Genomic DNA, 23,955 nt, shown 5'->3' with positions numbered 1-23,955 from the left:
GGGCTTAGCCGAGCTCCTCGGTGCTCGAGGCGGATTGTTCTTCGTCGCGCAACCGGTGCAGGTGGGCGATGAAATAACGCATATGGGCGTTATCGACCGTGCGCTGCGCAGCAGCTTTCCAGGCGTTAAAGGCCGCTTCGTAATTGGGGAAGATCCCGACAATGTCGATTTCGTCGATATTGCGGAACACGGTGGTGGACGGGTCGGTCAATTCGCCGCCAAAGACAAGATGAAGCCGTTGCATGGAGCCTCTTTCAATTGGGTATCAGGGCCTTGAAGTTCCCGGCCCATTCAGGCGAGCAGGCCGGGTTTTGCGCTTGCAGCAAGCCTAGTCATGTTCGGGGTGGGGTCAAGCGGGGTGAGACACCGGGTCTCAACCCAACTGTCACGCCATGCGATCCAGTAGGGCGGCGTGCAATTTCGGGTTAGCCCCAACCACGCCGTCGGTTTGCGGTACTGGGTTGTTGAACCGAAGCGGAGACCCGCGCCGATCCGTGACCCGCGCGCCCGCCTCGGCGAGGATCAGCGCCCCGGCGGCAATGTCCCATTCCCAACTGCGCCGAAAGGTGAACATCGCATCATAGCGTCCCTGCGCCACAAGGCTGAGCCGATAGGCCAGTGAGGGGCGGTGATGGCGTTTGAAATTGGGGACAGGGTGGGTCCAGAACTGCGGGTCCGCACTGTGTTTGACAGCCAGAACATTGGCCTCATCCGGCTGTTTCGTCGCGCTGACCCCAATGGGCAACCCGTTCAGCCGCGCGCCCTGGCCGCGCGTGGCGGTATAGACCTTGTCCATCATCGGCAGGTAAACCACCGCCGCCACCGGCTCACCATTTTCGACCACGGCCAAAGCATGGGACCACGTCTTGCCCCCCTCAATAAAGGCCCGAGTGCCATCGATGGGGTCGACCACAAACACCCGCTCTTTGCCTTGGCGGGTGTCATCATCGGTGCTTTCTTCGGACAGCCAGCCATAATCCGGTCGCGCCTCGCGCAAGCGGTCCTCAAGCATGGTGTTCACGGCCAGATCAGCCGCAGTGACCGGCCCTGCATCGTCGGGCTTTTGCTGAATGCTCAGCTCATTGCCAACAAAACTGCGCGCAATCTCACCGGCCCTAAGCGCGATTTCCGTCAATAAGGTCAGATCACTCGCCGGCAAGGGTCAACCCTTCGACCAGCAGAGAGGGGACAACATAGGTCAGCCAGGGCCGCGCATCATTGCCTGGGATAATCGAGCCCAGCATATCGCGCAGATTGCCCGCAATGGTGACGCCAGACACCGGATAGGCCGGTTCCCCGTTTTCGATCCAGATCCCGGACGCGCCACGGGAATAATCACCGGTGTTCGGGTTGATGGTCGACCCGATCATCGAGGTCACCAACAACCCAGTGCCCATCTGCTGCATCAGCTCGGCCTGGCTGGCACTGCCTTGGGTCAATTCCATGTTCCAGGTCGCCGGACCAATCCCGCCCGAGACCGAGCGCGCGGCATTGCCCGTCGATTGCAGGCCAAGCTTGCGCGCATTGGCGAGATCCAAAGTCCACCCCTGCAGCACCCCGTCGCTGATCACCTGGCGCACCTTTGTTGGCAGGCCCTCGGCGTCAAAAGGGCGCGATGCGGATTTGCGCGGGCGATGCGGATTTTCGACCAGATCAACCCCTTTGGGCAGAACTTGCCCACCGAGATCGTTCAGCAGCCAAGACGCCCCGCGCGCAATGGCCGATCCGTTGGCCGCCGCCAAAAGATGCCCGATCAACGAGGATGAAATCCGTTCGTCAAACAAGACCGGATAGGCCCCGGTCTTGGGTTTCTGCGGGTTCATCCGGGCCAGGGCGCGCTTGGCCGCGGTTTCCCCGATCTCTTCGGGGCTGCGCAATTCGCTTTGGAACACACGGCCATCGCCATCATAATCGCGCTCCATGCTCAGCCCTTCGCCCGCAATCGCCACGCAGGACATGGAGCGCGAGGTGCGGCGATAACCACCGGAAAACCCGTTGCTGGCCGCCAGAGCCACATCGGTCGAGCCATAGCCCGCGGATGTGGAATGGATCTGCGTGATGCCCTCCTGGCTCAGGGCTGCCGCTTCGACGCGCTGGGCATCAGATTGCAAATCGGCTGGTGCTGGTTCGTCGCTGGGGTCGAACAGCTCAAGTGCGTCGACATTCCAATCCTGCGCCAATTGGCTTGGATCGGCCAAACCCGCATAGGGGTCTTCGGGGGCTTCCTTGGCCATAGCCACCGCGCGTTCGGCCATGGTTTTCATGGTCTCTGGCCGGGTGTCCGAGGCTGAAACAATGGCGCTGCGCTGCCCCAAAAACACGCGCAACCCAATATCCTGCCCCTCGGAACGTTCTGCCTGCTCCAGCTTGCCGTCGCGCACATCAATGCTGATCGAGGTGCCCGCCAAGGCCATGGCATCGGCGCTGTCGGCCCCGGCTTTCTTGGCCGCGTCCAAAAGCGCTTGGGTCAGGTCTTGGGGGGAAAGCGTCATCTGATATCCTCAGTTGGTTTGTCGCGCATCGGGGCGGGCCCTATTGGCCTGCCGGTATGGAAACCCCGACGATGGGGCCCATGCGCCGCCCGCTATCGGATCGGCCAAGCTCGGGCGCATAAAGGCGCGAGACATTGCCATCCAGAAACAGCGCGTTGGGCGTGCCCAATTCATCGCGAAAGAGTTCTGCAAATTCGTAAAAGGTGACCGCATTGTCTGAAATTACAAAGATCGCCTCGCTCCCATCCGCGCTGGTGCCGACACCATTGCGAATGAAACGTGACGTGCTGCTTTTCAGAAAGCGTGGATGCATCTGCCCGTCGATCACCAGCATCGGACCGGATTGGGTGGCGTGGCGGCATTGCGGTTTCTGCGCGAGATAGGCGCGCGTTTCTATGACATCGGCGCGCTCCGGACGGATGCAGAAAATGCCATTGGGCAAAAGGCCAAAATTCCCCGGTCCGGGGTTTGAGATCACGCGCATCGATTCCTGGCCATTCTCGACATAATGGCCAACTGGGCGGCGATCATCGTGATACATGCCCGCATTCATCGCAAAAACCAGCCGCCGCCCCAATCCGCGCAGTTTCAGCTGCACGGTTTCAAAGGACCCAAGCGGCGCGCCGTTCTGATCGTTCAGAAACAGGCTTAGTGCTTCTGTGCTGGCATCCACCCGGCAAATCGTGAACCCGTTGCTTTTGAAGCTCAGCCGCTCGCACTCCACCGCCTGCGCGGCGGCGGGGGCCAGAAACATCGCGGCCAAAGTGAAAACGAGAGAGCGCATGCGCAACGGGGTTACCTCATTTGTCCAGATCCCGGCGCACCTCTTCTTGCTCAAAAAGGCGGCGGGTTTCATCCATGCGGTCAAAGGTGTCATCGAGGCGAAAGCGCAGCTCGGGCGCGAATTTCAGGCTGAGACCATGGGTGACAGCACGGCGAAGTTCGCCTTTGTTGCGGCGCAGGATCGCGTTCATTTCCTCTTCGCCCTTGCCGCCCAACGGGACGACATAAACGGTGGCGACGCGCAGGTCAGGGGACACGCGCACATCGCCGACGGTCAGCGACAGACGGTTGAGGTCGGGGTCATGGATTTCGCCCCGCAACAGGATCTCCGACAGTTTGCGCCGGATCAACTCGGCGACGCGCAACTGACGTTGACGGGGGCCGGAATGTTCTTTGGATTTGTTTTTTGCCATGCGGTCAGACTTAAGCGGTTGTCCCCCCTTTGCCAAGCGCGCTTGGGCCGGGTAAGGAGGCGATAAGCAAATTTTGGAGAAAAGCAATGACCGAACAGCCGGGCGTGGTGGTGACAGGGGTTTCTGGCCGGATGGGGCAGATGCTGGTGCGTGAGATCCTGGCGCATGACAAATTGCGGCTGGTCGGGGCATTGGAGCGGGCCGGTCACGACTGGGTCGGGCGCGATTTGGGTGAGGCCATGGGCGCTGCGGCGCTGGGTATCGCAGTCAGCGATGACGCGCTGGAGGTCTTTGCCAAGGCGCAGGCGGTGATTGATTTCACGGCCCCGGCGGCGACGGTAGAGTTCGCCGCTTTGGCGGCGCAGGCCCGCGCGGTGCATGTGATTGGCACCACGGGCATGACCGAAGAAGACCTGCAAAAGATCCATGTGGCCGCACGTCATGCAGTGATCGTACGGGCCGGTAATATGAGCCTTGGGGTCAACCTGTTGACGCAAGTCACCAAACAGGTGGCGGCGGCGCTGGACGCGGATTGGGATATCGAGATCATCGAGGCCCATCACAACCGCAAAGTTGATGCGCCATCCGGCACAGCTTTGATGCTGGGCGAAGCGGCGGCTGAGGGGCGTGGCGTTGATCTTGACGAAGTGTCAGATCGTGGCCGTGATGGCATCACCGGCGCGCGCAAAAAAGGTGATATCGGGTTTCACGCGGTGCGCGGCGGCGACATTGTGGGCGAGCATGAGGTTTTGTTTGCCACCGGGGGTGAGCGGATCTCGATCAAACATATGGCGTCGGATCGCTCCTTGTTTGCGCGTGGGGCCTTGAAAGCAGCGCTTTGGGGGCAGGATAAAGCGCCGGGTGAATATGACATGTTGGACGTGCTGGGGCTGAAGGGCTAACCCCGCATCCCCCACTCTGAGCAGGGCACAGCCCACCCGCCCACCCCTGCGCCCTGCTCAGAGCGGGGGATGCGGGGCGCGGGATGTCGGGCGAAAGGGGCGCTGCCCCTCCTGTCGCAAGCGACAATTCACCCCGGGATATTTCTAGCCCAGAGAAACCACAGGCCCTGGCTTCAGAAATCGATGGCGATGCCCTTTTTCTCCCAATCGCCATAGCGGGCCGGGTCGAGGCCATCGCGCCCTCCCAGCTCTTTGGGGGCGGATTGTTCGCGGGCCTCTTGGGCGGCGCGGCGTTCGGCGGCTTCGGCGAGGGCGCGTTGTGCGGCGGCGGGGAGCTGGTTTTCGGTGTCAGACATCAGGTTTGCCTCGGGCTTTCCTTGGGTTTGCGGCCTTGATATACGGCGCGGCAGCGCAGAGGCAAGGTGACCCGGGCGCGCAGACGCAGGAGCATGCATGTCAGAGAAAAGCAGCCAGACCGCCAAATCGGCCCCCAAAAACGCGCCAAGCCCGGCGCGCAAGGCCGCGGTTGATTTGTTGGATCAGGTTCTGGATCGCGGGCGGCCTTTGTCCGAGCATGCGGCGGTGTTGGAGGGGCTGAGCCCGGCCGATCGTGCGGCGGCGCAGCGTTTGGCGACGGATGTGCTGCGCGGGATGGAGCGCGCGGATCGTTTGTTGCAGCATCATTTGCGCAAGAAACCCACCACGCGGGTGATGAATATCCTGCGCCTGGGCACGGTTGAGCTGTGCCAGGGCGGTGCAGCGCATGGGGTGGTCAGCGATTGTGTGAACCTTGCGGCCGCGGCGCGCCCCACGATGGGGGCCAAAGGCTTGGTCAACGCGGTACTGCGCAAGATGACCGTCGATGCGGATCAGGCCTGGGCCAAGCTAAGGGTGCCGCGTCTGCCAAAATGGTTGCGCGGCCCGCTGGTTGAAGCTTGGGGCGCACAGGCTGTTCCAGCCATGGAGGCAGCGCATTTTGCCGGGGCTCCGGTTGATCTGACCGCCAAGGGCGATGCGGAGGCCGTGGCCAAGGCTGTGGGGGGCGATTTGCTGCCGACCGGCTCGATCCGCTTGCAGGATGCCGGGCAGGTGACCGGCCTGCCGGGCTATGAGGCGGGTGATTGGTGGGTGCAGGATGCGGCGGCGGCCCTGCCGGTGAAATTGCTGGGTGACATCACGGGTTTGCGTGTTCTTGATATGTGCGCGGCCCCGGGCGGCAAGACCATGCAACTTGCGGCGGCTAGCGCGCAAGTGACGGCTTTGGATCTGTCTGAGCAGCGCCTGAAACGGGTGCGCCAGAACCTCAAGCGCACGGGGCTTACGGCGGAATTGGTTGTTGGCGATGCGATGGATCATACCGGGCTTTATGATGCGGTGCTCTTGGATGCGCCTTGTTCGGCGACTGGCACGATCCGCCGTCACCCGGACCTGCCCCATGCGCACCAGGGCGAAAAGATCGCCGAGCTGATCGGGCTGCAAGAGGCGATGCTGGATCACGCTCTGCACTTGCTCAAACCCGGCGGGCGGCTGGTTTTTGCCACTTGTAGCCTGATCCCGGATGAAGGGGAATGCCAGATCGAAGAAGTGCTGGCCAAGCACAGCGATATCAGTGTTGAAACGCTTGATTTCCCTTGGATCGAAGAGGAATGGCGCTCGGAAGAGGGCGGTTTGCGCCTGCGGCCGGATTTCTGGGCAGACCGCGGTGGCATGGACGGGTTTTACATGGCGGTTCTGCGCAAAACCTGACGTCCAGACCCTGCACGTTTTGCCCTAATGACTTTGTCAAATACCTGCGATATGGTGTCGGGCAAAGACAAACCCGCAAAAGGGTTGCAAGAGGCAGTGCAGATGGCCAAACGGCAAAGCTGGCGAACCGCGCGTGCGCGGGTTATGAACCGTATGCATGCGCGTATGGCAGCGCGCACGCGCGCGGCCACCGCCTTTGTGTCCAATCCCGAACCGCGCACCGTTGGTTTCTTTGCCCGGGGGCGGCAATTGGTTGCCGGAAACCTGATGTTTGCCGGGCACCTGGTCGAGGCCAAGGGGGCGATGATCTGGGATCTCGATCACCCTGACGAGGCCTTTGTCGAAGAAATACATAGCTTTGCCTGGCTGGATGATCTGGCCGCCGTGGGCGATTTGAAAGCGCGGGAATTGGCGCAATCCTGGCTTTGGGGCTGGATAGACAGGTATGGGGCCGGACATGGGCCGGGCTGGACACCGGAACTGACGGGCCGCCGTATCATCCGCTGGGTGCATCATGCGCTGTTTCTTTTGCGCGGGAAATCGGTTGATTCCCAGAGCTTTTATCGGGCCCTTGCCGCGCAATCCCGGTTTCTGGGGCGACGTTGGCAGACCGCCGCGCCCGGCCTGCCGCGTTTCGAAGCGCTGACAGGCTTGCTTTATGCCGGGATCTCGCTGGAAGGGATGGAGCATCATGTGGAGCCCGCCCGTGCGGCTCTGGGGCAGGAATGCAAGCGTCAGATCACCGATCAGGGCGGTATTCCCACCCGCAATCCCGAAGAGTTGCTTGAGGTCTTTACCCTGCTGACATGGGCGCAATTGGCGCTGCAAGAGGTTGGGCAAACCCCGTCCGAGGATCATGTCGAAGCCATCGCGCATATTGCGCCAACCCTGCGCAGCCTTCGCCATGCGGATGGCGGATTGGCTCGGTTTCATGGTGGTGGGCGCGGGCTTGAGGGGCGCTTGGATCAGGCGCTAGCGGCCTCGGGCAACAAACGCCGTCAGCCCGATGGTTTGGCGATGGGCTTTGCCCGTCTGTCGGCGGGCCGCACCACGGTGATCATCGACGCCGCCGCGCCGCCCGATGGCAGCGCCTCGGCCCATGCCCATGCTTCGACCCTGGCGTTTGAGCTGACCTCGGGGCGGCGGCCCTTGGTTGTCAGTTGCGGATCCGGCGGCGGCTTTGGCGAGGATTGGCGCCGGGCCGGGCGCGCCACGCTGTCTCATTCCACTCTATCCTTGCAGGGTTATTCCAGCGCCCGACTTGCCCCGCCCCGTTGGATCGGTGCGGCCAAACGCGAATTGTTGGAAGATCTGCCAAGCCATGTTCCCGTGCAAATGACCCATCTGCCGGAAAGCTACCGGTTCGAGGGCGGCATGGATGGTTATGTCGGGCTGCACGGGCTGACCCATGCCCGAAGTCTCGAACTGTCTCTCGATGGTCGCTCGCTGGCGGGCGAGGATTATTTGGTCGCCCTTGATTCGCCCGCAAAGAAGCGGTTCGACAAAGCGATGGATAAATTGCGCCTCGCCGGTGTGCCTTTTGACGTGCGCTTTCATTTGCACCCGGATGTGGATATGGCGCTGGATATGAACGGGCAGGCGGTGTCGATGGCGCTAAGGTCTGGTGAAATATGGGTTTTCCGACCAGAAGGTGACTTCCAGATGGAGCTCGAACCTTCGGTTTACCTGGAAAAAGGCCGGCTCCAGCCGCGCGCGACGAAACAGATCGTTTTATCTGGCCGCGCAATGGAGTATGCGACGCGCGTCCGCTGGTCCTTTGCCAAGGCGCAGGAAACAGCCGTTGCTATTCGCGACCTGGCGCAGGAAGAGGTGGACGCCGACATATAATTGATCCTGATCACACTCCGGGGGACACACCTTTGACAGATCAACCCATCCGCCGCGCGCTTATTTCCGTTTCAGACAAGACCGGTCTCATCGACCTGGCCAAAGCGCTGGAGGCACGCGGGGTCGAGATCCTGTCAACAGGTGGGTCTGCTGCCGCCATCCGTGACGCCGGTGTGGCAGTCAAGGATGTGGCCGAGGTCACAGGTTTTCCCGAAATGATGGATGGCCGCGTCAAAACCCTGCACCCGATGGTGCATGGCGGTCTTTTGGCGCTGCGCGACAATGACTCGCACGTGGCGGCGATGGACGAACATGGCATTGGCGCAATCGACCTGCTGGTGGTGAATCTTTACCCGTTCGAGGCGACAGTCGCCAAGGGCGCAGATTACGAGACCTGCATCGAAAACATCGACATTGGCGGCCCGGCGATGATCCGTGCGGCGGCCAAGAACCACGGCTTTGTGACCACCATCGTCGATGTCGAAGATTACGACGCGCTGCTGGCCGAAATGGATACGCAGAACGGCGCGACCACTCTGGCCTTCCGTCAGCGCTCCGCCCAGATCGCCTATGCGCGCACTGGTGCCTATGACGCGGCTGTGTCGAGCTGGATGGCCGACGCGATTGGCCAAGAAGCCCCGCGCCGCCGCGCCGTGGCAGGCAGCATCGCTCAGACCCTGCGCTATGGTGAGAACCCGCACCAGAAAGCGGCGTTTTATACCGATGGCACCGGCCGCCCCGGTGTGGCAACCGCCGCGCAACTTCAGGGCAAAGAGCTGTCCTATAACAATATCAACGACACCGACGCCGCCTTCGAGCTGGTCGCCGAGTTTGACCCGGCTGAAACAGCCGCATGCGCGATCATCAAACACGCTAACCCCTGTGGTGTGGCCAAGGGCGCGACCCTGACCGAAGCCTACAAAGCTGCCTTTGATTGCGACCGTACCTCGGCCTTTGGGGGCATCGTGGCGCTGAACCAGACGCTGGACGCCGATACCGCGCGCGAAATCACCGGGATCTTTACCGAAGTGGTCATCGCGCCCGAGGCCACTGATGAGGCCAAAGAGGTCTTTGCCGCCAAGAAAAACCTCCGCCTGCTGACAACCGGCGGGTTGCCGGATGTGCGCGTGGGCGGCCAGACCCTGCGCCAGGTGGCCGGTGGCTTCCTGATGCAAGACAAGGATGTTGGTTATATCGGGCTGGATGACCTCAAGGTGGTGACCAAGGTTGCCCCGACCGAGGAACAAATGCGCGATCTGCTCTTTGCCTGGAAGGTCGCCAAGCACGTCAAATCCAACGCGATTGTCTATGTCAAAGACGGGGCAACCGTAGGTGTTGGCGCAGGCCAGATGAGCCGCGTCGACAGCGCCCTGATCGCCGCCAAGAAAGCGGAACGCATGGCCGAAGCGCTGGGCCTGGCTGAGCCGCTGACCAAAGGCTCTGCCGTGGCATCTGATGCGTTCTTCCCCTTCCCGGACGGGTTGATGGAAGCCGCCGCCGCTGGCGCAACCTGTGTGATCCAACCCGGCGGCTCCATGCGCGACGACGAAGTCATTGCCGCCGCGGATGAGGCAGGCCTCGCCATGGTCTTCACCGGCATGCGCCACTTCCGCCACTAAGCGGTTAGGCACCGAGCACAGACATCGAAAAAGACAAGGAGGTCATGGCGATCATTTTCGCTGTGACCTCAACTTTTTTTGAAGCCCGCTCTGACTTATTCCCCTAGGAGAAGGCTGGGAAACACCGTCTCGACCATTTAAAACACGGATCGGCAGGTTCAGGCTCATCCGTATAGGGCAATCGATTTCCGGTCCCCATTCCACGTGAATGCTGATATGTGCCGATCCTTGAATAAGAAGCAGTGAGGCAGAATGGAACGCGTTGAGAAACAACGTCAGCAAGGGATGCTCCGCCTGGTTTGGACCGTGGCCGGGATAATCTTTGTCGTTGATCAACTGACCAAGATTTGGGTGGTCCATATCATGGATCTGGTCACCCGTTTGAATATCGACGTCTTTCCACCCTATCTGACATTCCGCATGGCGTGGAATTACGGCATCAATTTCGGCCTGCTTGCGGGCGAAGCCCCGGCAACGCGCTGGATTCTGATTTCCGTGGCATTGGGGATCATCCTGTTTGTTCTGGTCTGGATGCGACGCGACCCTCCGGGGCGCTATGGGCTGATTTCCGCCGGTATGCTGATCGGTGGAGCCCTTGGGAATGTCGTCGACCGTGTGGCCTATGGCGCGGTTGCGGACTTTCTCAACATGTCCTGCTGCGGGATAAACAACCCGTTTGCCTTTAATATCGCCGATATTGCGATCTTTGCCGGGGCATTGGGGCTGGTCTTGTTTCCCGGAGGCAAAAAGCCTGCGTGACGTCGCCTTTCAATTGGGTTAAAGCTGTCACAGAATGAATTTCGGAGGGTGGCGATGCGAATTGCGCATCTTGTGGCAATGGTGGCTTTGATGGGCTTGGCAGCTTGTGCCGGGCGCGAACGGGATATCACCCTTCATAATCTGAAAACCTATAGCGGCGAACCCGAAGAGTTTTCGATTGTTCCCGCAAAACCGCTGGTTCAACCCGACAGCTATGCTGAGCTGCCAACCCCGACTCCGGGTGGGGCAAACATCACGGATCAGAACCCCAAGGCTGACGCCGTCGCCGCATTGGGTGGAAACCCGACGCGTTTGCAGGCGGGTGATGGTGTTCCCAAGGGCGACACAGCCTTGATTTCCAGCGCCAGCCGCTATGGCCGCGATGCTGGTATCCGCTCAACTTTGGCTGACGAAGATCTGGCTTTCCGCAAGACGCGTTCGCTCTTTACCTGGTCAATCGTACCAGAGGATGAGTATTACCGCGCCTATCGCCGCCAGTCGCTGGACCCTTATGATTGGTTGATCCGGTATCGCAAGGCCGGGGCCCAGACACCAACGGCTCCGCCTCCGACTCGTTAAGCCGCTGGTTCAAACCGGGGCCAAATTCCAATGACAGCAACCTGTTTCATACCCTTTGGGGTATGATCAGTCATGCCCTGTTGAAATGCAGGCGCATTGGCGTCTCTTTGCTCAATCTCAGGCCAAGCTGGGCGAACCGAGGTAACAGACCTGTCATGGTAGGTTGAAGTTAACTAATTCTGACGTAAGTTTTCATAAAATTAACAGGAGGAGGCCTTTGATGCTGCGATTGCCGATACTGACATCGCTCTTTGCCTTTACGATGTCCCTTGCCCCGTCGCTTGTTACGGCGGCGTCTGACCAGGTGACGACCTATGAGCTCGACAATGGCATGGATGTGGTCGTGATCGAAGATCATCGCGTGCCTGCCGTTGTGCATATGGTTTGGTATCGCGCCGGATCAGCGGATGAAACCCGCGGCACATCCGGCATTGCGCATTTCCTCGAACATCTGATGTTCAAAGGGACCGAAACGCTGGACCCCGGCGAGTTTTCCAAGACCGTCGCAGCCAATGGCGGCAGCGACAATGCCTTTACCAGCTATGATTACACCGGCTATTTCCAGCGCGTTGCTTCGGATCGTCTGCCGCTGATGATGCAGATGGAGGCAGACCGGATGGTCAATCTGCGTCTGACCGAAGCCGATATCTTGACCGAACGCGAAGTCATCATCGAAGAGCGTAACCAGCGGGTTGAAAATGATCCCGGCTCTTTGTTTCGTGAACAGCGCATGGCGGCGCTTTACCTGAACCATCCCTATGGCACGCCGATCATCGGCTGGCGTCACGAGATGGTCGACCTTGGCCTTGACGATGCGCTTGCCTATTTCGAACGCTTCTACGCCCCAAATAACGCCATTCTGATTGTCGCCGGTGATGTGCAACCCGAGGACGTGCTGAAACTGGCCAAGGAACATTACGGCCCAATCCCGGCCAATCCCGAGCTTGAGGCCCGTCACCGTCCCGAGGAACCACCACAGATCGTTGAACGCCGCCTGATGTTCAGCGATCCGCGCGTGGCGCAACCCTATGTGTTGCGCAGCTATCTTGCCCCGGAACGGGACAGTGGCGCACAGGAAAAGGCGGCGGCGCTGACTTTGTTGGCAGAAGTCCTTGGCGGTGGTCAAACCAGCGTGTTGAACCGCAAATTGCAGTTTGAGACGCAAAAATCCATCTATACCAGTGCTTTCTATTCCGGTGTTTCGCTGGATGACACAACCTTTGGCCTGATCATCGTGCCCGCCAAAGGGGTATCTCTGGAAGAGGGAGAGGCGGCCCTGGACGCGGCGGTTGCCGAATTCCTCGAAGAAGGCATTGATCCCGACCAGTTGGAGCGGATCAAGTTTCAGCTCAAGGCACAGGACATCTACGCCCGCGATGACGCCAACCGTCTGGCGCGCCGCTATGGTGTGGCGCTGACCTCGGGGTTGACCGTCGAAGATGTGCAGGCCTGGCCCGACATCTTGCAGGCTGTCACCGCCGAAGACATCCTTGCCGCCGCGCATGAGGTGTTTGATCGCAAGAAAGCGGTCACCGGCTATCTGATGGGTGAAGATAAGCAAGAGGTCAGCCAATGAAACGTTTGATTCTGACAGTTGGGCTGATGTTCTGCGGCGCGTTTGCCCAGGCCTCGACCGATATCCAAGTGGTGGAGAGCGAGGCGGGACACACGGCCTGGCTGGTCGAAGAGCCTTCCATCCCCTTTGTCGCTTTGGAGCTGCGATTTAAGGGTGGTGCCTCGCTTGACGCGCCCGGCAAACGTGGTGCGGCGAACCTGATGGTTGCCTTGCTCGAAGAAGGGGCCGGTGATCTGGATGCCCGCGGTTTTGCCGCTGCAACCGAGAGCATTGCGGCTCAGTTCAGCTATGACGTGTCCGACGACTCGGTCAGCATTTCCGCCAAATTTCTGAGCGAAACTCAGGATGAAGCAATGGAGCTGCTGCGCCAGTCCCTCATTGCGCCGCGTTTTGATCAGGATGCCATTGATCGTGTGCGTGCGCAGGTTCTGTCGGGCATTACGTCGGATGCCAAGGATCCGGACACCATCGCGACCCAAAGCTGGGACAATCTGGTGTTCGGCGACCACCCCTATGGGTCGGACTATAGCGGCACGCTGGACAGTGTTTCGGCACTGACACGCGATGACATTCTTGCCTCACATCAATCGCTTTTGGCAGATGATCGGGTCTATGTGGCTGCCGCTGGCGATATCTCCGCCGAAGAGCTGGGGGCTTTGCTGGACAAATTGCTGGCGGATCTGCCCGCCTCTGGCCCTGAAATGCCGGCTGATTTCGACGTGCAGACCAAGGCGGGGGTCACGGTGATCCCCTTTGACACGCCGCAATCGGTGGCGGTCTTTGGTCACAAAGGCATGAAGCGCGACGATCCCGATTTCTTTGCCGCCTATGTGCTGAACGTCGTTCTTGGCGGCGGCGGGTTTGAGGCGCGGCTGATGAATGAGGTGCGCGAAAAACGTGGCCTGACCTATGGGGTCTATTCCTACCTCGTCCCCAAGGATCACGCCGAGCTTTATCTGGGCCGGGTGGCCTCGGCCAATGATCGCATTGCCGAAACGGTTTCCGTCATTCGCGATGAATGGGCCAAGATGGCAAGCGCGGGGGTGACTGAGGATGAACTTAATCGCGCCAAAACCTATCTGACCGGTGGCTATGCCTTGCGGTTTGATGGCAATGGGCCGATTGCCCGGATTCTGGTTGGCATGCAGATGGAGGGGCTGAGCCCCGATTACATCAAAACCCGCAATGCCAATATCGAGGCAGTGACGCTGGAAGACATCCAACGCGTCGCAGGGGAGCTTTTGCAACCCGATCAACTGCATTTTGTCGTGGTTGGCCAACCGGAAGGGTTGTGAGCTTTACGAGGCCGGATTGAGGGGGCTGTCTGCCCCCTCAAACTCCCCCGAGGATATTTTAGGGCCTGTGGACAATCAGCATAGATCATCAGCGCGAGACCCATTTTACCGCTGACAAGGCGATTTTCCCGCAGCGACCTGGTTGATCGGTAGGGGAAATCAACGAAGGCAGAGGCCAAACGGGCCGCGCAACTCCGCTGTTTCGCCAAAATTGCTCATTTCATCGTTATTTTCGCTCGCATTAGCCCACTAGTGCTGCGCTCAAATGCCTAGAACTGAGCAATTTTGGACTGAAACTGATGATCTATGCTGAGCGTCCGCAGGCCCTAGCCCAAAGAAGCAAAAAGGGCGGGGTGTTGGCCCCGCCCTTGTGTTTGTCTTACCTACTTTGCTCAGAGCAGCCCGGCATGGGCCAAGGCGGCGTCAATGCGCGCGGCGGTGGTGTCGGTGACCGGCAGCAGTGGCAGGCGCACCTCGTTGGCGCAAAGGTCCAGCTTGGACATGGCGTATTTCGCGCCGCACAGGCCAGGCTCAGCAAAGATCGCCTGATGCAGTGGCATCAGTTTGTCCTGCAACTCCAGCGCTTTGGCATAATCACCAGCAAGGCAGGCCTCTTGCATCTGTGCGCAAAGCGCCGGGGCGACATTGGCGGTGACCGAGATCATGCCGGTGCCCCCCTGGGCGTTAAACCCATGTGCGGTGGCGTCTTCGCCCGAGAGTTGGACGAAATCGGTGCCGCAGGTGATGCGCTGCTGGCACACGCGGGCCAGGTCGCCGGTGGCATCCTTGACGCCGACGATACGTGGCAGCTTGGCCAGTTCGCCCATGGTGTCCGGGGTCATGTCGATGACGGACCGGCCCGGGATATTATAGATGACGATCGGCAGTTCGGCGCTGTCATGGGCCGCGGTGAAATGCGCGATCAACCCGGCCTGGGTCGGCTTGTTGTAATAAGGCGTCACGATCAGCGCCGCATCAGCACCCACCTTGGCGGCATGCTGCACAAAGCGGATGGTTTCGGCTGTGTTATTCGACCCGGCCCCGGCGATCACCGGCACGCGGCCTGCGGCCTGTGCCACGACGGTTTCGATTACCGCCTCATGTTCCTCATGGGTGAGGGTGGGGCTTTCGCCGGTGGTGCCGACCGGCACCAATCCGTGGCTGCCTTGATCGATTTGCCAATCGACAAGCCGTTTGAGCGTGTCGAAATCCACAGCGCCGTCTTTCAACGGCGTGACCAGGGCTGGCATTGATCCCTTGAACATCTCACGCTCCTATTTTTGTTCAAACTTCGGGTTCAGGAGAAAATCCGCCGCCCCACAGTTTTGTCAGTTGAAGGGCTGTGGCACGGGGTTATCTTTCTCTCAGAGCGTCTATTCCTTTTCATGCCGGAAAATGCAAGCCGATGTCGCGTGTTCTTGTCTCAGGTTTCCTGACACTGTTTCTTTTGCTCACCACATTTGTGGGGGCCGGTGCGGTGTGGGCACAGGATGCGGGGCAGGGATTGGCACGGGCGATGCAGGCCATGCGCGACGGCAACTGGGCCTCGGCCCGAATCGAAGCCCGCGCTGACGGGCAGGCGGCGCTGGATGTGATTCTCTGGCATGCGTTGCGCGCTGGGCGTGGCGATGCGGTCGAGGTGCAGGATTTTCTGACGCGAAATCCCGATTGGCCCGGTCTGGCCTATCTCAAGGAAAAGTCCGAGCTGGCGATGTCTGAGGCGTCGCATGGTGATATTCGCGCGTTCTTTGCCGACCATCAGCCGCAAACCGGGGCTGGGGCGCTGGCCTATGCGCGAGCGCTTTTGGCGCAAGGGGATGAGGGCGCAGCGCAGGCCGAGATCGTGCTGGCCTGGCGTACTTTGTCGCTCTCGGGTGATGAACGCCGCGCCATGTTGGAAAACTGGAAAGAGATTCTGCGCCCCCATCACGTGGCACGTCTGGACCACGCGCTGTGGCAGGGGTGGAGCCGCAATGCCGGGGCCATGGTGCCATTGGTGGATGAGGGCTGGCAGGCTTTGGCCGAGGCGCGGCTGGCGCTGCGCAACAAATCCGGCGGGGTGGATGCGCTGATCGAAAAGATCCCGGCATCGCTGCAGGATCATCCCGGCCTGGCCTATGAGCGTTTCAATTGGCGGGTCAGCAAACGCCGCACGGCGGATGCGGTGGCTTTGCTGTTGGAACGCTCGACCTCTGCCGAAGCCCTGGGCGAGCCTTGGGCCTGGGCGCGGGCGCGGCGTGATCTGGCGCGGCAACGCATGCGCGCAGGGGCGGTGACCGAGGCTTATAACATCGCCTCGTCCCATTATCTGGTTGAGGGGCGCGATTATGCTGATCTGGAATGGCTGTCGGGTTATCTGGCCCTGCGCTATCTTGATCGCACCGACCTTGCCTTGCAACATTTCAGCAATTTCCAGCGCGCCGTTTGGACCCCGATTTCGCTGGGCCGCGCGGGCTATTGGCTGGGCCGTACCTTTGAGGCGATGGGGGATAGCTCAGCGGCCAAGGAGGCCTACGGGCTAGGGGCCAAATACCAAACCTCTTTTTACGGGCTACTCGCGGCGGAACGCGGTGGTTTTGCCTTTGACGCAGCTTTGGCGGGCAAAGAGGATTTTGGCGATTGGCGCCAGGCGGACTTCACCAAAAGCTCGGTGTTTAGCGCCGGGGTTTTGTTGTTGGCAGCGGGCGAAACCAGCCTCGCGGAACGGTTCCTGACCCATCTGGCAGAGACGCAGGACCGCACAGGTATGGGTCAGATTGGCAAGATGCTGTCAGACATGCGTCGCCCGCATATTCAGGTCATGCTGGGCAAACGCGCCGCGCAATTTGGCCATGAACTGGCCGCGCCCTACTATGCTTTGCCGGAACAAATTATCAAAACCTCCTTCCCTGTGCCCAAAGAGCTGGTTTTGGCGATCTCGCGCCGGGAATCCGAGTTTGACCCGCGCGTGATCTCCGGCGCTGGGGCGCGGGGCTATATGCAGCTGATGCCCGGCACCGCCAAAGAGGTCTCGGCGCAGTTGGGGATCGAATACAGCAAGGATAAGCTGCTGAGCGATCCGGGCTATAATGCCACGCTCGGCTCGACCTACCTCGCGACCTTGGCGCGACGCTTTGATGCCAATGCGGTGATGATGGCGGCCGGGTACAATGCCGGGCCATCGCGGCCAGATCGTTGGATGAAACTGTTTGGTGACCCGCGCAAAGGCGAGGTCGATGTGGTCGATTTCATCGAATTCATCCCCTTTGACGAAACCCGCAATTACGTCATGCGCGTTACCGAAAGCCTGCCGGTCTACCGCGCTCGCCTGGGGCAAAACCCGCATCCGGTGCCATTCTCGCGTGAGCTGATCGGCTCAACCCTTCCGGCGCTCTCGCCAGAGGGTGAATAGCCCGGCCCCGACGATAATCACCGCGCCGATCACCACATTGCTGCGGATGGTTTCGCCAAAGGTCAAAACACCAACCGCACTGGCAAAGGGCAGCTGGAAATAGGCAAAGGGTTGCAGGGCGCTGGCCTCGGCCAGATCATAACATTTGATCAACAGGAAATGCCCGGCGATGCCGGTACAGCTTAGGAACAACATCCAGAGCCAATCCGACCCCGCCATCGACTCCCAAAACCAGATCCCCGTGGCTGTCGACGTAATGGCCCCCATAAGGCCGGTCCAGAAAAAGGCGGTCATGGCGCTGTCGGTGCGTGCCGCAAGCCGGGTCAACAGCCCGTAAAGCGCAAACATCAGCGCCCCGACCAGCGGAATGATCGCGTAAGGCGAAAACACTCCGCCCGAGGGGCGCAGAATGATCAGCACACCGACAAAGCCAATGGCAACCGCACTCCAACGCCGCCAGCCAACGCTTTCCCCCAGCACCGGACCGGAAAAGGCCACGATCAAAAGCGGATAGCAGACAAAGATTGCATGGCTCTCGACCAGACCTAGATAGACAAAGCTCAACACCGTCACGACGATTTCCAGCGCCAAAAGTGCGCCGCGAAAAGCCTGAAGCCAGGGGCGGTTGGGGCGCAGCGCCGCTTTCAACCCTCCGGGCTGGCGCGACATCAGCACAGCCGCAAAAGCGCCAAAGAACCAAAAGCGGATCATCACCACCATCCAGGCATTGTATTCGCTGGCCAAATGGCGAGAGATCCCATCCTGCACGGCAAAGATGAACATGGTCAGGATCATCAGCCAGATGCCGAGCGCGCTGTTCTGTTGTGTCATGAGACCCCGGTAAATGAATGTGTGCTAATCGGGCTTATGCGCCCGTGTCATATGTCTTTTTCGTCCGTAGCCGGGAATGCGGGTCACGTCGAGCCCGGCAGCGACAAGTCCACGTCGCACATGACCCGCTGCCGTATAAGTCGCCGCTGTGCCGCCCGGTGCAAGATGGGCGGCGACCTCGGCCATCAACTCAGGTGACCAAAGCTCGGGGTTCTTGGCGGGTGAAAACCCGTCAAGGAACCAAGCATCTGCCAGACCTTGCCAAAGGGGCAGCGTTTCGCGCGCATCCCCCTGGATCATCTCAAAGCGCAGCTCAGGCGTTTCAAATCGGGTCTGTCCCCAATAAACGCGCAGATCAGCGGCGATGTCCGACACCTCGGCAAAGGCGGCCTGGGCGCGGATCATTTCCTGGGGCGAGATGGGAAAGGCTTCAAAGGTGGTGAACTGCAATTGACCGGGGGTTTTGGCGTCGCGCCACATTTGCAGCGCCGCCAGCAGGTTCAACCCGGTGCCAAAGCCGAGTTCCGCGATATGGAAGCCATCGGTAAAACGCGCGGGCAGGTCATTGCCTTGCAAAAACACATGCCGCGTCTCGGCCAAACCATTTTCGAGCGAGAAATACGGGTCGTCAAAGCGGGTGGAAACCGGCGTTTCGCCACGCCAATCGAGCGGGTTCTGGTCTGTCACGGGCATTGTCCTTAAAAGGTGGCCACATGACATACAGCGAGGGGCAGCAATGACAAGCGTCGATGTAACAGTGCGCGGAGCCGGGATCTTTGGGCTGTCCATTGCCTGGGCTTGTTCTTTGCGCGGGGCGCGAGTGCGGGTGGTTGATCCGTTTGGCCCGGGCGCGGGGGCGTCTGGCGGTTTGGTCGGGGCCCTGGCCCCGCATGTGCCAGAGAATTGGAACCCTAAGAAAGCCTTTCAGCTCGAAAGCCTGCTGATGGCCGAAACGTTCTGGGCCGAGGTCGAAGAGGTGGGCGGCGTGTCCTCGGGCTATGGGCGCACCGGGCGTTTGCAACCTGTGGCGAATGAGGCGGGTTTGGACTTGGCCCGCGCCCGCGGAGACGGGGCCAAGGGGTTGTGGCAGGGCCGGGCCGTTTGGGAGGTGATCCGGGTCGAAGAAGCGGGTAGTTTTGCGCCCGCCAGCCCCAGCGGCTGGTTGATCCGCGATACACTGACCGCACGCATGTCCCCACGCCGTGCCGGAGGGGCGTTGGTCGCAGCGCTTCGGGCGCGCGGTGTTGAGATTGTCCAGGACGCGGCGGATGAAGGGCAAGTGGTTTGGGCCACCGGCTGGCAAGGTCTGCTGGAGTTGAACGCCGCGATGGGGCGCAAGGTGGGCGACGGGGTGAAAGGCCAGTCTGTCGCCCTGCGCTATGACGCGCGCGACGCTCCGCAGGTCTTTGTGGATGGGTTGCATATCATCCCACACGCGGATGGTACGGTGGCGATTGGATCGACTTCGGAGCGGGAGTTTGATGATCCGGCCTCGGTCGATGCGCAATGTGACACGCTGTTGGAACGGGCCTGCGCCGCGATGCCTGATCTGCGTGGGGCCGAAGAGATCGGGCGCTGGGCCGGGGTGCGGCCACGGGCGCGATCACGCGCACCTTTGCTGGGGGCCTGGCCGGATCGGAAGGGGCATTTCGTGGCCAATGGTGGCTTTAAGATCGGCTTTGGCATGGCCCCGAAAGTGGGGCAGGTGATGGCGGATCTTGTGCTGGAAGGGCGTGATGAGATCCCGGATGGGTTTGGCTTTGCCGCTTGTTTTGGAAAGTAACGTGCCGGGATGGGGCGGACGCTGGCTCGTAAACGAGCCTCGCCCCGCCCACCATCCCGCAGAGGCGCATGAAAAAACCGACACGCGAAACGCACCGGTTGATCTGGTGATGTAGGGTGGGGTTTCGCCCCACCATGCCTCAGTCGAATTTGCGCGACGGGGCGAGCACTTTGGCCTCGCCGATCAGCACCTTTTTCCCGTCAACGGCGCAATGACATTCCAGGGTCACACGGCGCTTGGCGTGGTCGATATCGATCACCTTGACCTCGGCATAGACCATGTCGCCAGGGCGCACAGGGGCAAGGAATTTCAGCGTCTGACCCATATAGACCGTACCATGGCCGGGCAGCTGTTCGCCGATCACGGCCGAGATCAGCCCGGCGGTCAGCATCCCATGGGCAATGCGCCCCTCAAAGATGGTATCCTGCGCATAATCATCGTCCAGATGCACCGGATTGCGGTCGGTCGAAACCTCCGCAAACATTTCGATATCCTGATCCGTCACCTGTTTGCGCAGGTATCGGGTCATACCCATTTCAATGTCTTCGATGCAGATCGTGCCGCGGGGCAGGTTGTCCAACATCTCATCCTCCTTGATGATCCGCTCATCTGTTAACGTAACAAATGAGCGTTTCTGTGCTCTGCTTGGCAATTTAATTACTTTGCAACTGCAGAAAAATCAAGGGGGAATTCTGTTAGCGCAGCATCCCGATGCTAAATTGCGGCGCGATGCTTTCCTTTGAAATATAACTGCTTAGCGCTTCGGGCTCCGGATCGAGCCCGGTTTTTGTTTCCGAGCGCGCCAATCCGCCCGTGATAAAGAGGGAATCGATGTCTTCGCCCATTGCCCCTTGGATGTCCGTATGCGGGCCATCGCCAATGGCCAGAATATTGGCGTCCAGGATCCCCGGCTTGATCGCTGCGAGGCGACGGCGCGCCAGATCGTAGATCGGCGGGTGCGGTTTTCCGAAATAGAGGCTCTCTCCGCCCATCTCGGTATAAAGCTGGGCCAGAGCCCCGGCGCAATATTCGCGCTTCTCACCGCGGTCGACAACAATGTCGGGATTGGCGCAGAGCAGTTTCAGCCCGTGCTGTTTCGCCAACAGGAATTGCGGGCGCATCACCGCAGGATCAGCATGCGGATCTTCAGGACCGCAGCAGACGATGCCTTCGGCCTCATCCAGCGGCACTTGTTGGATCTCGACCGGGTTCTCGATCAGGGCGAGCGGATCAAAAAACGGCAGGTCATGCGGCTGCCCCAGGAACCAGACCTTGGAGCCAACCGCCCCCTGGAACATCGCCGCGCGGGCGCTGTCACCCGAGGTGGCAATATCATCATAGGCGTCCTGAGGGACGTTGAACTTGACCAGCTGCTTGGCCACCTCATGGCGCGAGCGCGGCGCGTTGGTCACCAGAATGACGATGCCGCCGGATCGGCGATAGGTCTGCAGCGCGGTCACCGCCTCGGGAAAGGCGGTGATCCCGTTATGGACACAGCCCCACAGATCGACAAAAAGCGCGTCATAGCGCGATGAGATTTCAGAGAGGGCGGAAATAATCTGGGTCATGTCGGGGATCACGCGCGTTGGGGACAGTTGCCCCGGTCATCCCATATCGCGCCCCGGCTGAAAAGGGGCGCGGCGGCTCCATTAGCCGTTTTGCTGCACCCGTTCCACATAGGCGCGCATTTCTTCGGCCTCTTGGCGGGCTTCGCGCAGCCCGTCCATGGCGGCGGACAGCTCGGCTTCGGTCTGGGCCAACTGGTTGGTCAACTCGGCCTCGCGCTGTTGCAGATAGGTGATCGCCTGATCGCGGGTTTCTTCGGCCTCATGCAGTTCCTGGCTCATGCGTTCGAGCTGATCCATATCGGCCTGACTGACGCGGGTAAAACGGTGCAACAGCCAATGGGCAAACCAGCCCAGACAAAAGGCCACAAAAAGAATGACGGCCGTCACTATGATGAATTGTGTTCTATCCATCGTTTGTCCCCTCTGCCGGCTTTGCCTCGGCTTCTTCTTCTTTGTCGTCCGAAGGCGCAGCATCCGCTTCTGCACCATCCGCTGCGGCAGGGGCCTCGGCACCCTCAGCAACGTCCTCCTCTGCGACCGGCTCTTCTTCGGCCTTTAGCAGGGTAAAGGTAATGCGACGGTTGGCCTCGCGGCCTTCTTCAGTGTCGTTATCGGCAATCGGATTGGCTTCGCCATAGCCGGTGACCGTGTAGGATTTGACCGGAACCAAACGCCCGCGCAGCGCTTCGAGAACCGATTGCGCGCGGTCCTGGCTCAGCTTCTGGTTCATCGATTCACGGCCCTGGCTGTCCGTGTGGCCACCGATCTCAAGCGGGATGTCACCACATTTCTTCAACAGGTCCGCCAGCTCATCCATGATGTCCTTGGCTGATGCATCCAGCGTGGCCGAGCCCGGTTCAAAGGAAATCTTGCGGCTGCCGATGATCTCGACGATCTGGGCCTCACATTCCTCTGGCGTTGGCAGGCCGAGCAGCGGGTCAAGCTGTTTGACATATTCAACGTTGATCTCAAACTCAGCCGCGTCGCCCAGTTTGGCGGCCAAAAGCTGGGCGATATCGGCGCTGGCATTGGGATTGCCAGTCTTGCCCGACACGGCCACATTGTCAGGCGTCACTGTCACGGCCCCATTCACAAGGCTCGACAGCACTTCGAGCCCGGCCAGCGTGCGCACCTGCCAATCGCTTGGCAGACCTTCGGCCACGCGGGCGGCGGTATAGACATCTTCGGAGCCAAAGCGCGCGCGGGCATAACTGTCCATGGTCTGACGCGCAACTTCCGAGGCCACGCGGCCGCGCAACTGTACCTTGCCCTCGGGGCTGAGTGTTGCTGTGAAATCGGGCGGGCCTTCGGCGGATTGTTCCGGTGCTTTGGGCAGAACTGCGTGCAGGGCAAAGACGCCGGGCAGGGTGCTTTCCAACTCGCCAACCACGCGGTCAAACAGCGCCTGGCTGGTGCCTTCGGGGGCAACCAGAGAGATATCGGCATTGGTAAAGGTGACCGAGCTGCCCTTGAGCTCTGCCAGTTTCGAAATCGCCAGCACCACCGCGTCGGCCCAGCGACGCGACGGAACGCCAAGGCCCAATGTGCAGGATGATTTGCCATCCAGACCTGCCTCGGCGGCGGCTTTCAGAATGCGCTTGCTGGCCTCTTCGGTATCGGCTGAACAGGCGTCAAAATGCGCGCCATCCTCATCGATGACAAAGCGCAGGGTAAAGGGCGAGATCACCGGGCGCGGGGCCGACAATTCCAGGGTCAGGGCAATCGAATCCGGCACGCGTCGTGCCAGACCGCTTTCGATCCGGCGGCGATGTTCATCGCTTTCCGCCATAGCCTTGATCGCAACCCGATCCGGCCCGACCGAGATTTGCGAGCGTGGCAGATCGCGCAGGGCCGATAGGGCAAATTCCAGTGAGGCATCCCAGCCGTCTGGCGTTTTGAACTCTGCGACACCCAGCAGGTCTGACACTTCGCCATCGCCGGCCAAAGCGGCAAAGCCTTCGATCAGTTCTTCGCGGTTGGTCGATGACGGGATCAGGCCGATTGCGGAAACCCCGGCATCATTGCGCAGAATTTCGATTGAGAAATCCGGTGGAGCCAGGTCATCGGGTTCTTCCACCAGCATCTGGTCGATCACACGGGCCGCGTCCACAACGCCACCAGCAGTGGACAGGGCCTGAAAGCGCGCGGCCTCATCCGGGGCGGTGCCGATCAGAAAGACCTGCAAGCCGTTGGTGTCCACCTCGGCCCAACTCAGCCCCGCCAGATCCAGCTCGCGCAGAACGTCAGCTTTCGACGCTGTTTCAATCACTCCGGCGGAAAAATATGCACTGACCAAGCTCACGGCGCCTGCTGCGGCGAAGGTTCCGCCAAAGGTAAAGATCGAGGAAAGGCGCATTGACGCTGTTGATC

Annotated in this window: 23 protein-coding genes; 10 read left to right on the top strand and 13 right to left on the bottom strand. The window is 60.5% G+C overall.

The window, feature by feature from the left end; translation table 11 throughout:
- Window positions 1–4: 4 nt before the first annotated feature.
- The 5 genes from CLV87_RS04745 to rbfA form a co-directional block, all read right to left on the bottom strand.
- Complete coding sequence (locus tag CLV87_RS04745) at window positions 5–244, bottom strand: DUF4170 domain-containing protein (protein ID WP_099243209.1); 240 nt, start codon at window positions 242–244, stop codon at window positions 5–7.
- A gap of 141 nt (window positions 245–385) precedes the next feature.
- Entirely contained in the window at window positions 386–1,159 is a 774-nt protein-coding gene (locus CLV87_RS04740) for an inositol monophosphatase family protein (protein WP_099243210.1), read from the bottom strand.
- Window positions 1,146–2,492, bottom strand: coding sequence for a TldD/PmbA family protein (locus tag CLV87_RS04735; RefSeq protein ID WP_099243211.1), 1,347 nt, complete (start codon window positions 2,490–2,492; stop codon window positions 1,146–1,148). Before CLV87_RS04735 ends, CLV87_RS04740 begins: the two co-directional genes overlap by 14 nt.
- Before the next feature lie 40 nt (window positions 2,493–2,532).
- Window positions 2,533–3,276 carry a phosphodiester glycosidase family protein gene (locus CLV87_RS04730; RefSeq protein WP_099243212.1) on the bottom strand — a complete coding sequence of 248 codons (744 nt, stop codon included), beginning with the start codon at window positions 3,274–3,276 and terminating at the stop codon, window positions 2,533–2,535.
- 16 nt (window positions 3,277–3,292) lie between these two features.
- Complete coding sequence (rbfA, locus tag CLV87_RS04725) at window positions 3,293–3,688, bottom strand: 30S ribosome-binding factor RbfA (RefSeq protein ID WP_099243213.1); 396 nt, start codon at window positions 3,686–3,688, stop codon at window positions 3,293–3,295.
- Between the two features lie 86 nt (window positions 3,689–3,774).
- Here rbfA and dapB point away from each other — a divergent pair, with 86 nt between their 5' ends.
- Window positions 3,775–4,590: a 4-hydroxy-tetrahydrodipicolinate reductase gene (gene dapB / locus CLV87_RS04720; protein ID WP_099243214.1), complete on the top strand. Its 816-nt coding sequence runs from the start codon at window positions 3,775–3,777 to the stop codon at window positions 4,588–4,590.
- Between the two features lie 173 nt (window positions 4,591–4,763).
- On the opposite strand, the gene CLV87_RS04715 is transcribed toward dapB, so the two are convergent.
- Complete coding sequence (locus CLV87_RS04715; RefSeq protein ID WP_099244748.1) at window positions 4,764–4,946, bottom strand: DUF1674 domain-containing protein; 183 nt, start codon at window positions 4,944–4,946, stop codon at window positions 4,764–4,766.
- A 97-nt stretch (window positions 4,947–5,043) separates the two neighbouring features.
- On the opposite strand from CLV87_RS04715, the gene CLV87_RS04710 reads away from it, so the two are divergent.
- The 7 genes from CLV87_RS04710 (at window position 5,044) to CLV87_RS04680 (ending at window position 14,012) form a co-directional block, all read left to right on the top strand.
- A complete protein-coding gene (locus CLV87_RS04710) occupies window positions 5,044–6,336 on the top strand; it encodes an RsmB/NOP family class I SAM-dependent RNA methyltransferase (RefSeq protein WP_099243215.1) in 1,293 nt (430 codons plus the stop codon).
- Between the two features lie 102 nt (window positions 6,337–6,438).
- Window positions 6,439–8,184, top strand: coding sequence for a heparinase II/III family protein (locus tag CLV87_RS04705; RefSeq protein ID WP_099244750.1), 1,746 nt, complete (start codon window positions 6,439–6,441; stop codon window positions 8,182–8,184).
- A 32-nt stretch (window positions 8,185–8,216) separates the two neighbouring features.
- Entirely contained in the window at window positions 8,217–9,803 is a 1,587-nt protein-coding gene (gene purH / locus CLV87_RS04700) for a bifunctional phosphoribosylaminoimidazolecarboxamide formyltransferase/IMP cyclohydrolase (RefSeq protein WP_099243216.1), read from the top strand.
- A gap of 252 nt (window positions 9,804–10,055) precedes the next feature.
- Complete coding sequence (gene lspA, locus CLV87_RS04695) at window positions 10,056–10,562, top strand: signal peptidase II (RefSeq protein ID WP_235871844.1); 507 nt, start codon at window positions 10,056–10,058, stop codon at window positions 10,560–10,562.
- A 54-nt stretch (window positions 10,563–10,616) separates the two neighbouring features.
- A complete protein-coding gene (locus CLV87_RS04690) occupies window positions 10,617–11,141 on the top strand; it encodes a DUF3035 domain-containing protein (protein ID WP_099243217.1) in 525 nt (174 codons plus the stop codon).
- A gap of 220 nt (window positions 11,142–11,361) precedes the next feature.
- Window positions 11,362–12,717, top strand: coding sequence for a M16 family metallopeptidase (locus CLV87_RS04685; RefSeq protein ID WP_099243218.1), 1,356 nt, complete (start codon window positions 11,362–11,364; stop codon window positions 12,715–12,717).
- Window positions 12,714–14,012 carry a M16 family metallopeptidase gene (locus CLV87_RS04680; protein ID WP_099243219.1) on the top strand — a complete coding sequence of 433 codons (1,299 nt, stop codon included), beginning with the start codon at window positions 12,714–12,716 and terminating at the stop codon, window positions 14,010–14,012. Before CLV87_RS04685 ends, CLV87_RS04680 begins: the two co-directional genes overlap by 4 nt.
- A 392-nt stretch (window positions 14,013–14,404) precedes the next feature.
- Here CLV87_RS04680 and dapA read toward each other — a convergent pair whose 3' ends face one another.
- A complete protein-coding gene (dapA, locus tag CLV87_RS04675; RefSeq protein ID WP_099243220.1) occupies window positions 14,405–15,277 on the bottom strand; it encodes a 4-hydroxy-tetrahydrodipicolinate synthase in 873 nt (290 codons plus the stop codon).
- Between the two features lie 140 nt (window positions 15,278–15,417).
- Between dapA and CLV87_RS04670 the strand changes: the two genes are divergently transcribed.
- On the top strand, window positions 15,418–17,403 hold the full coding sequence (locus tag CLV87_RS04670) for a lytic transglycosylase domain-containing protein (protein ID WP_099243221.1): 1,986 nt from the start codon (window positions 15,418–15,420) through the stop codon (window positions 17,401–17,403).
- On the opposite strand, the gene CLV87_RS04665 is transcribed toward CLV87_RS04670, so the two are convergent.
- Together CLV87_RS04665 and mnmD are read right to left on the bottom strand one after the other, a co-directional pair.
- Window positions 17,368–18,234, bottom strand: coding sequence for a DMT family transporter (locus CLV87_RS04665; RefSeq protein WP_099243222.1), 867 nt, complete (start codon window positions 18,232–18,234; stop codon window positions 17,368–17,370). The genes CLV87_RS04670 and CLV87_RS04665 overlap by 36 nt on opposite strands.
- Window positions 18,235–18,258: 24 nt before the next feature.
- Window positions 18,259–18,927, bottom strand: coding sequence for a tRNA (5-methylaminomethyl-2-thiouridine)(34)-methyltransferase MnmD (mnmD, locus tag CLV87_RS04660; protein WP_099243223.1), 669 nt, complete (start codon window positions 18,925–18,927; stop codon window positions 18,259–18,261).
- 43 nt (window positions 18,928–18,970) lie between these two features.
- On the opposite strand from mnmD, the gene CLV87_RS04655 reads away from it, so the two are divergent.
- Window positions 18,971–20,017: an NAD(P)/FAD-dependent oxidoreductase gene (locus CLV87_RS04655; RefSeq protein WP_099243224.1), complete on the top strand. Its 1,047-nt coding sequence runs from the start codon at window positions 18,971–18,973 to the stop codon at window positions 20,015–20,017.
- A gap of 139 nt (window positions 20,018–20,156) precedes the next feature.
- Here CLV87_RS04655 and CLV87_RS04650 read toward each other — a convergent pair whose 3' ends face one another.
- From CLV87_RS04650 to CLV87_RS04635, 4 genes are all read right to left on the bottom strand, one after another.
- Window positions 20,157–20,600, bottom strand: a complete 444-nt coding sequence (locus CLV87_RS04650) for a MaoC family dehydratase (protein ID WP_099244754.1) — start codon at window positions 20,598–20,600, stop codon at window positions 20,157–20,159.
- Between the two features lie 112 nt (window positions 20,601–20,712).
- Entirely contained in the window at window positions 20,713–21,585 is an 873-nt protein-coding gene (locus CLV87_RS04645) for a TIGR01459 family HAD-type hydrolase (RefSeq protein WP_099243225.1), read from the bottom strand.
- Between the two features lie 81 nt (window positions 21,586–21,666).
- Window positions 21,667–21,996 (bottom strand): hypothetical protein, encoded by a 330-nt coding sequence (locus CLV87_RS04640; RefSeq protein WP_099243226.1) that lies wholly within the window; start codon window positions 21,994–21,996, stop codon window positions 21,667–21,669.
- Window positions 21,989–23,941, bottom strand: coding sequence for an OmpA family protein (locus tag CLV87_RS04635; protein ID WP_099243227.1), 1,953 nt, complete (start codon window positions 23,939–23,941; stop codon window positions 21,989–21,991). Before CLV87_RS04635 ends, CLV87_RS04640 begins: the two co-directional genes overlap by 8 nt.
- Window positions 23,942–23,955: the final 14 nt, after the last annotated feature.

Origin of the sequence: Pelagimonas phthalicica (genome assembly GCF_004364805.1) — a bacterium.
GTDB classification, from domain to species: Bacteria; Pseudomonadota; Alphaproteobacteria; order Rhodobacterales; family Rhodobacteraceae; genus Pelagimonas; species Pelagimonas phthalicica.
The sequence above is the reverse complement of the archived record's forward strand: the minus strand, read 5'-3'. Positions and strand labels throughout refer to the sequence as shown.